This is a genomic window from Streptomyces sp. NPDC028722, from assembly GCF_040637655.1.
Lineage (GTDB): Bacteria > Actinomycetota > Actinomycetes > Streptomycetales > Streptomycetaceae > Streptomyces.
On sequence record NZ_JBEZWU010000020.1, the window covers coordinates 162,040 to 170,448 of the forward strand.

Below are 8,409 nucleotides of genomic sequence, written 5' to 3' on the forward strand. Positions count from 1 at the left end.
CGCGGACGGCCGTTCCGGATCCACCGGAACGGCACGTCCGCGCGTAGCGTCTGTACGCGTATGGAGGCACGTGGATGACAATCGACTGGGACCGGCGGACCTGCGCGCGCAAGGGGCATGTGACCTACGCGCCCGACGATCCCCGGCTGCGGGTGCGGCTGCACGCCCGGACCGCGCTCGGGGACGTGTGGCGCTGTCTGCGCTGCGGAGACTTCGCGCTCGGCGAGCCGAACGGCTCCGGGCCGGCCGACGAGGCGCCGCTCGTGCCGCGTGGCAAGGTGCTGCGGGACCTGTTCATCCTGCGCTTCCTGGCCGTCGAGCGGGCCGTGCGCGGGGTGTTCATCGTGCTGGTAGCGGTCGCGGTCTGGAAGTTCAGCAACAGCCGGGACGCGGTGCGCCGGCTCTTCGACGAGTACCTGAACGTCTTCCGCCCGGTGTTCCGGCACTTCCACTACGACCTCGACCACTCACCGGTCATCGGCTCCGTCCAGAAGGCCTTCGGCTACCGGCACTCCACGCTGCTGCTGGTGGCCGCCCTGCTGCTGGCCTACGCGCTGATCGAACTGATCGAGGCGGTCGGCCTGTGGTACGCCAAGCGCTGGGCGGAATACCTGACGGTCGTCGCGACGGCCGCCTTCCTGCCGCTGGAGATCTATGAACTCACCGAGCACATCAGCTGGGTGAAGATCGCCACGCTCGTGCTGAACATCCTCGCGGTCCTCTACATCGCTCTGGCCAAACGCCTGTTCGGCCTGCGCGGCGGACGCCGCCGGTTCGAGGAGGAGCGGCACAGCGCCTCCCTCATGGAGGTGACGGAATCGGCGGGGGTTCCCGCCTTGCCTTGACGCCGACGTCAACCCGTACCGTCGTGGACATGCGAATCGGCGAGCTGGCCGCGCGGGCCGGGACCACGACACGCACCCTGCGCTACTACGAGGCGCGGGGACTGCTGCCGGCCCGGCGCGACGGCAAGGGACACCGCACGTACGACGAGGGCGACCTCAGGCTGCTCCGGCAGATCCGCACCCTCCAGGACTTCGGGTTCGACCTGGAGGAGACGCGGCCGTTCGTGGAGTGCCTGCGGGCCGGGCACCCGGACGGCGACTCCTGTCCGGCCTCGCTCATGGTGTACCGGCGCAAGCTGGCCGAGCTGGACGCGCTGATCGGGCAGCTGACGGAGGTGCGCGAGACGGTCGCCGGGCAACTGGAGCGGGCCGAGCGGGCCCGGGACGAGCTGGCCGCCGAGGCGCTGGTTCCGGGGGGCCCGGAACCCGTGTGCGAACTGGGAGGGCTGACGCGATGAGCTTGGTGAGCGGACTGACGGAAGTGACGGACGCCGATTTCGAGGCGGAGGTGATCGGCTCGGACCTGCCGGTGCTGGTGCAGTTCACGGCCGAGTGGTGCGGGCCGTGCCGGCAGCTCGCGCCGGTGCTGAAGGACATCGCGTTCGAGGAGGGCGACCGGCTGAAGGTCGTGCAGATCGACGTGGACCGCAATCCGCAGACGACGATCTCCTACGGCGTGATGGCCACGCCCACCCTCCTGCTCTTCCGGGACGGTGAGCCGGTGCGCTCGATCGTGGGTGCGCGGCCCAAGCGCAAGCTGCTGGCGGACCTGGCGGACGCGCTGTAGAGACGCCCCGGAGCACGAAAAATCCCCCGAGGAATTGCGCTCGGGGGATTTCGCTGCGTATATTCAATGGTTCGCGACTTTCATCAGAACAAGTCGCGGAGAAGTCCAGTGAGCACAGTATATGCGGGCGGGAGCGGAATTGTCAAACGCGGATCTGTCGAACAGCGAATTTCCGGACGATGAATTGCGGGACGAGCAGGAATTCATCGACGGACTGTACGCGCGCGTGGACGTGCTGAGCGGCGAGGCCGAGACCTCCGTGGCCGACGCGCTCGCCCAGGGCGACAAGCCCATGCAGGCCCGGCTGGAGCGGGACATCCTGGTCGCCGAGCGCTCGGGGCTCCTCGCCGCGCTGAACGCCGTGGACGGCTCGCTCTGCTTCGGCCGGATCGACCTCACCGACGGGCACAAGCACCACATCGGCCGGATCGGGCTGCGCGAGGACGATGCCGAACGCACCCCCGTCCTCGTCGACTGGCGCGCCGACGTCGCCCGCCCCTTCTACCTGGCCACCGGCCACACCCCGATGGGCCTGCGCCGCCGCCGGCACATCGCCACCGAGGGCCGGACCGTCACCGCCCTGCACGACGAGATCCTGGACCTCGGCGACGCCACCCGCACCGGTCACGAGGACCCCACCGGGGACGCCGTCCTGCTCGCCGCGCTGAACTCCGCCCGCACCGGCCGCATGAGCGACATCGTGCAGACCATCCAGGCCGAGCAGGACGAGATCATCCGGGCGCCCCACCGCGGCGTACTGGTCGTGGAGGGCGGACCCGGCACCGGCAAGACCGCGGTCGCCCTGCACCGGGCGGCCTATCTGCTCTACGAGTACCGGGAACTGCTGGCCCGCCGGGCCGTGCTCATCGTCGGCCCGAACCCGGCCTTCCTCGGCTACATCGGGGAGGTGCTGCCCTCCCTCGGCGAGACCGGGGTGCTGCTGGCCACGGTCGGCGAGCTGTTCCCCGGCGTGCGGGCCACCGCCACCGACACACCCGGGGCGGCCGCGGTGAAGGGCCGGGCCGGCATGGCCGACGTGCTCGCCGCCGTCGTACGCGACCGGCAGACGCTGCCGGACCCGGTCGTCGCGATCGAGCACGACCGCGAGGTGCTGATGCTGGACGACGGCCTGGTGAGCGTCGCCCGGGAACGCACCCGCGCCGCGAAACTGCCGCACAACGCCGCCCGCGAGTACTTCGAGGGCCACATCCTCAACACCCTCACCGAGCTGTACGCCGAACGCGTGGGCACCGACCCCTATGACGGCAGCAGCCTGCTCGACGCCTCCGACGTCACCCAGATCCGCGACGAGCTCGCCGAGAACCCCGGCGTCTGGTCCGCCATCGACCGGCTGTGGCCCCGGATCACCCCGCGGCGGCTGCTCGCCGACTTCCTCGCGGAACCGGACGGCTACCTCTCGAAGGAGGACGCGGACGCGGTCCGCCGCCCGGTGACCCGCGCCTGGACCGTCGCCGACGTGCCCCTGCTGGACGAGGCGGCCGAACTCCTCGGCGAGGACGACCGTCTGGCGCGGGTCCGGGCGGACCGCGAGCGCGAGACGCAGATCGCCTACGCGCAGGGCGTGCTGGACGTCTCGTACGCCTCGCGGACCTACGAGTTCGAGGACAAGGAGGACAGCGACCCCGAGGCCTCGGAAGTGCTGTCGGCGCACGACATCATCGACGCCGAGCGGTTCGCCGAGCGGCAGGAGGAGGCCGACCACCGCAGCGCCGCCGAGCGGGCCGCCGCCGACCGGACCTGGGCGTTCGGGCACATCATCGTGGACGAGGCGCAGGAGCTGTCGCCGATGGCCTGGCGGCTGCTGATGCGACGCAGCCCGACCCGCTCGATGACCCTGGTCGGCGACCCCGCCCAGACCGCGGAGGCGGCCGGCGTCGGGTCCTGGGCGGACATCCTCGCGCCCTACGTGCAGGACCGCTGGGAGCACACCCGCCTCGGCGTCAACTACCGCACCCCGGCCGAGATCATGGACCTGGCCGCGGCCGTGGTCCGTGCCCGGGAGCCCGGTTTCGAGCCGCCCAGCTCGGTCCGGTCGACCGGGGTACGGCCCTGGGTGCGCCGGGCCGCCGGCGACCTGCCCGGCGCAGTCGCCTCGGCGGCCGCGGAACTCGCCCCCGCCGAGGGCCGCCTCGCGGTGATCGCCCCGCGCGCGCTGCACCGCTCCCTGGCCGCCCGGCTGGACGGGGTCACGGCCGGCGCGGAACCCGACCTGACGCACAGGACCGTCCTGCTCGACCCGCGCCAGGCCAAGGGGCTGGAGTTCGACTCGGTCCTCGTGGTGGAGCCGGCCGCCTACGGCACGAGCGACCTGTACGTGGCCCTGACCCGGGCCACCCAGCGGCTCGGCGTCCTGCACACGGGCTCGCTGCCGCCGGGCCTGACCGACGGGGAGTGACGCGGCGGGCCCGGGGGCGGCCGGCCCCCGGGCCCCGCACGGTCAGGCGGGGCGCAGCCACACCGTCGCGAGCGGGGGCAGCGTCAGGCGGATGCTCGCCGGGCGGCCGTGCCAGGGGTGCGCCTCGGGCTTGACGGCGTCCGGGGTGGTGACGTCGCCGCCGCCGTAGCGGGCCGCGTCGGTGTTCAGCACCTCCACCCAGGCCGGCACCTCCTCCGGGACCCCGATCCGGTAGTCGGGACGGACCACCGGGGCCAGGTGGGAGATCGCGAGGAGCGGGGTGCCGTCGGCGTCGTACCGCAGGAACGCGAAGACGTTGTCGTCCGCCGCGTCACCGGTCACCCACGCGAAGCCCGCCGGGTCGGTGTCCCGCTGCCACAGCGCCGGAGTCGCCCGGTACTGCGTGTTGAGGTCCGCCACGAGGTCCCGTACGCCCCGGTGCTCGGCCTCCGCGCCGTAGGACGGGTCGAGCAGCCACCAGTCGGGGCCGTGCACCTCGGACCACTCGGCGCCCTGCGCGAACTCCTGCCCCATGAACAGCAGCTGCTTGCCCGGGTGGGCCCACATGAAGCCGAGGTAGGCGCGGTGGTTGGCGCGCCGCTGCCACCAGTCGCCCGGCATCTTCGACACCAGCGACCCCTTGCCGTGCACCACCTCGTCGTGGGAGATCGGCAGGACGTAGTTCTCGCTGTAGGCGTACACCATCGAGAACGTCATCTCGTGGTGGTGGTGCTTGCGGTGCACGGGGTCGTGGCTCATGTACGCCAGCGAGTCGTGCATCCAGCCCATGTTCCACTTCAGGCCGAAACCGAGCCCGCCGAAACCGCTCGGGCCCGTCAGGTGGGTGGGGCGGGTGACGCCGTCCCAGGCCGTGGACTCCTCGGCGATGGTCACCACTCCCGGGCAGCGCCGGTACACGGTGGCGTTCATCTCCTGGAGGAAGGCCACCGCGTCCAGGTTCTCCCGGCCGCCGTGCTCGTTCGGCTCCCACTGGCCCGGCTCGCGCGAGTAGTCCAGGTAGAGCATCGAGGCGACCGCGTCCACGCGCAGCCCGTCGATGTGGAACTCCTCGCACCAGTAGACCGCGTTCGCCACCAGGAAGTTGCGGACCTCACGCCGGCCGAAGTCGAACTCCAGCGTGCCCCAGTCGGGATGGGCGGCCCGCCGCGGGTCGTGGTGCTCGTACAGCGGGCGCCCGTCGAAGGCGGCCAGCGCCCACTCGTCCCGCGGGAAGTGCGCGGGCACCCAGTCCATCAGGACGCCGATGCCGGCCTGGTGCAGCCGGTCCACCAGGTACTTGAAGTCGTCGGGGGTGCCCAGCCGGGCGGTCGGCGCGTAGAAACCGGTGACCTGGTAGCCCCAGGAGCCGCCGAAGGGATGCTCGGCGACCGGCATCAGCTCGACGTGCGTGAACCCCGTCTCGGCCAGGTACGCCGGCAGCTGTTCGGCGAGCTGCCGGTAGGTCAGGCCCGGCCGCCAGGACGGCAGGTGCACCTCGTAGACGGAGAAGGGCGCCTCGTGGACCGGGGTGTCCGCCCGGTGGGCCATCCACTCGGCGTCACCCCACTCGTGGTGCGAGGCGTGCACGACCGAGGAGGTGGCGGGCGGCGCCTCGGTACGCCGGGCCAGCGGGTCGGCGCGCTGGGTGCGCGAGCCGTCCGGGCGGGTGATCTCGAACTTGTACAGCTCGCCCTCGCCGATCCCGGGCACGAACAGCTCCCAGACCCCGGTGCCGCCGAGCGAGCGCATCGGGAAGGCCGTGCCGTCCCAGAAGTTGAAGGTGCCCGTGACCCGCACGCCGAGCGCGTTGGGCGCCCACACCGCGAACCGGGTGCCGGTGACCCCGTGGTGGGTGGTGACGTGCGCGCCGAGCGCCTGCCAGAGCTGCTCGTGCCGGCCCTCGCCGATCAGGTGCAGGTCCAGCTCGCCGAGCGTGGGCAGGAAACGGTAGGCGTCCTCGGTCTCCTGGACCGTGCCGTCGTACGTCACCAGCAGCCGGTACCCGGGGACCTCCGCGAGCGGCACCAGGCCGGAGAAGAAGCCGTCGCCGTCGTCGTGCAGCTCGGCCCGCAGCTCGTCCGAGACCACCGTGACCGCCCGCGCGTACGGACGGAACGCGCGGAAGGCGATCCCGCCCGGCACCGGATGCGCGCCCAGCACGGAGTGCGGGGCGTGGTGGGTGCCGTGCAGCAGCCGCTCGCGGTCACCGGCGTCCAGGGCCGGGGAAACGGCGGCCTCCAGCACGGGCGCCGGCGCCTGCGGCGGCACCCGCGTCTCCTGCGGCTGCTTCGCGGCCCTGCTCCTGCCGGACTTGTTCTTCGCGTTCTTCGGCGTGGCTGACTTCTTGGACGTCACGAGCGGGTCTCCCGGGCGAGATTCGGGTCAGGTCGGGTCGGACGCGGCGAGGCGACGGATCGCCGACAGGGGGACGGGGAGCCAGTCGGGCCGGTGCCGGGCCTCGTAGACGACCTCGTACACCGCCTTGTCGGTCTCGTAGGCCCGCAGCAGCACCGGGTCGGTGCGCGGGTCGAGGCCGGTCACCTCCGCGTACCCGGAGCAGTAGGCGGCCCGGCAGGCGTGCGCCCAGTCCGGGTCGGGCGCGCTCGCCGAGTGGGCCGCGTAGTCGAAGGAGCGCAGCATGCCGGCGATGTCCCGCACCGGCGGCTGCGGCATGCGCCGTTCGGCCAGCGGCCGGGCCGGTTCGCCCTCGAAGTCGATCAGCGACCACTCGCCGGCCGGCGAGCGCAGGCACTGCCCGAGGTGCAGATCGCCGTGGACGCGCTGGGCGGTCCAGGTGCGGCCCTCGGCGGCCAGGGCGGCCAGTGCCTCGTAGGCCGAGCACAGGCCGCGCTCGTACGGCCGCAGCGCCGGCACCGCCTGCACGGCCGCCGTCAGCCGCTCCTTCATGCCGTCCACCAGCGACTGGAGCTGGGTGTGGCCGAGAGTGACCGTCGGCAGGGCGTGGGCGAGGGCGGTGTGCACCTCGGCGGTGGCCCGGCCCAGCGCCCGCGCCTCGGCGGTGAAGTCCTCGCCCTTGGCCAGCTCGCGCAGCGCCAGCTCCCAGCCGTCGGCGGCGCCGCTCACATACGGCTGGAGCACGGCCAGGACGTACGCGTCCGTGTCCACGTCGGCGTGCAGCCAGGCCGTCGGCGCGGGGACCCGGGGGCAGCCCTCGCCGGCCAGGGCGAGCGGGATCTCCAGATCCGGGTTGACGCCGGGCACGACCCGGCGCAGCAGCTTGAGGATGAACGTATCTCCATAGACGACCGACGAGTTGGACTGCTCGGCGGTCATCATCCGGGCCACCAGGCCCGCCCGGATGTCCTGCCGCGGATCCCGCTCGAACCGCAGCCCGCCGACGCGGGCCTGGGTGCGCAGGGCCTCCAGCAGCACCTCGGCGGGGCGGGCGTCGTAGAGGGCCTCGTACACCGTGCGTCCGGCGAGCGGGCCCTCCTCCACGTGTCCGATCAGCGCGGGCGCCAGCCGGGGCGGCAGCGCCTCGCGCACGCCTATGAGGAGCTGGTAGCAGTCGCCGGGGTGCGGCGGCGCGCCCGGCGCGGACGGCTGATGGACGCGCAGCAGCAGGTGGTACAGGCCCAGCCGCCCGTCGGGCGGCAGGAGTTCGGTGACGGCCACGGCGGTGAAGCCCGTGACCGGGCGTCCCTTGCCGGCGAACCAGCGCTGCCGCGGCAGCCAGGTACGCAACAAGGGGTCGAGCGAGGAGAGGAGGGAATCGGTGGTACCAGAGAGGGCGACCGTTTCCGCCATGGGCGTCACGTCCTTTCCCCGGGTCGTCGGGGTGTTACTACTGCGTGCCCCGGGTGGGGCGGTGGAAACGCCCCCGTCGCCCCACCCGGGCCGGGCCGGCCGCGTCACGCGGCGTCCCGGCGCAGCCGGAACCAGTAGAAGCCGTGGCCCGCGAGGGTGAGCAGGTACGGCAGTTCACCGATCGCCGGGAACCGGACCCCGCCGAACAGCTCGACGGGATGCCGCCCTTCGTACCGGCTCAGGTCCAGCTCCGTGGGCTGCGCGAAGCGGGAGAAGTTGTGGACGCACAGCACCAGGTCGTCCCCCTCCTCCTCCGACAGGGGCGCCTCGCGCAGGAAGGCCAGCACGGCCGGGTTCGAGGACGGCAGTTCGGTGTAGGACCCCAGGCCGAAGGCGGGGTTCTGCTTGCGGATCTCGATCATGCGGCGGGTCCAGTGCAGCAGGCTGGACGGCGAGGCCATGGAGGCCTCGACGTTGGTGACCTGGTAGCCGTGGACCGGGTCCATGATCGCGGGTAGGAAGAGGCGGCCCGGGTCGCAGGAGGAGAAGCCGGCGTTGCGGTCGGGGGTCCACTGCATGGGGGTGCGGACCGC

General features: G+C 72.6%; 7 protein-coding genes. 4 read left to right on the forward strand and 3 right to left on the reverse strand.

Translation table 11 applies throughout. The annotated features are described in order from the left end of the window. Nucleotides 1–74 precede the first annotated feature (74 nt). The 4 genes from AB0F03_RS27195 (at nucleotide 75) to AB0F03_RS27210 (ending at nucleotide 4,048) form a co-directional block, all read left to right on the forward strand. A complete protein-coding gene (locus AB0F03_RS27195) occupies nucleotides 75–845 on the forward strand; it encodes a DUF2127 domain-containing protein (protein WP_361996467.1) in 771 nt (256 codons plus the stop codon). Nucleotides 846–874: 29 nt separating this feature from the next. Continuing rightward, nucleotides 875–1,303, forward strand: coding sequence for a MerR family transcriptional regulator (locus AB0F03_RS27200; protein WP_361996469.1), 429 nt, complete (start codon nucleotides 875–877; stop codon nucleotides 1,301–1,303). Further along, nucleotides 1,300–1,632 (forward strand): thioredoxin, encoded by a 333-nt coding sequence (gene trxA, locus AB0F03_RS27205; RefSeq protein WP_356820211.1) that lies wholly within the window; start codon nucleotides 1,300–1,302, stop codon nucleotides 1,630–1,632. Before AB0F03_RS27200 ends, trxA begins: the two co-directional genes overlap by 4 nt. Nucleotides 1,633–1,753: 121 nt before the next feature. Beyond that, on the forward strand, nucleotides 1,754–4,048 hold the full coding sequence (locus AB0F03_RS27210; RefSeq protein WP_361996471.1) for an ATP-dependent DNA helicase: 2,295 nt from the start codon (nucleotides 1,754–1,756) through the stop codon (nucleotides 4,046–4,048). A gap of 42 nt (nucleotides 4,049–4,090) precedes the next feature. Here the strand turns inward: AB0F03_RS27210 and glgB are convergent, their stop codons facing one another. The 3 genes from glgB to AB0F03_RS27225 form a co-directional block, all read right to left on the reverse strand. Continuing rightward, entirely contained in the window at nucleotides 4,091–6,403 is a 2,313-nt protein-coding gene (gene glgB, locus AB0F03_RS27215; RefSeq protein ID WP_361996473.1) for a 1,4-alpha-glucan branching enzyme, read from the reverse strand. A gap of 27 nt (nucleotides 6,404–6,430) precedes the next feature. Then, nucleotides 6,431–7,816: a maltokinase gene (locus AB0F03_RS27220; RefSeq protein ID WP_361996475.1), complete on the reverse strand. Its 1,386-nt coding sequence runs from the start codon at nucleotides 7,814–7,816 to the stop codon at nucleotides 6,431–6,433. 104 nt (nucleotides 7,817–7,920) lie between these two features. Beyond that, nucleotides 7,921–8,409 (reverse strand): alpha-glucosidase C-terminal domain-containing protein (locus tag AB0F03_RS27225; protein WP_361996477.1); only part of this gene is annotated, 489 nt, incomplete at its 5' end.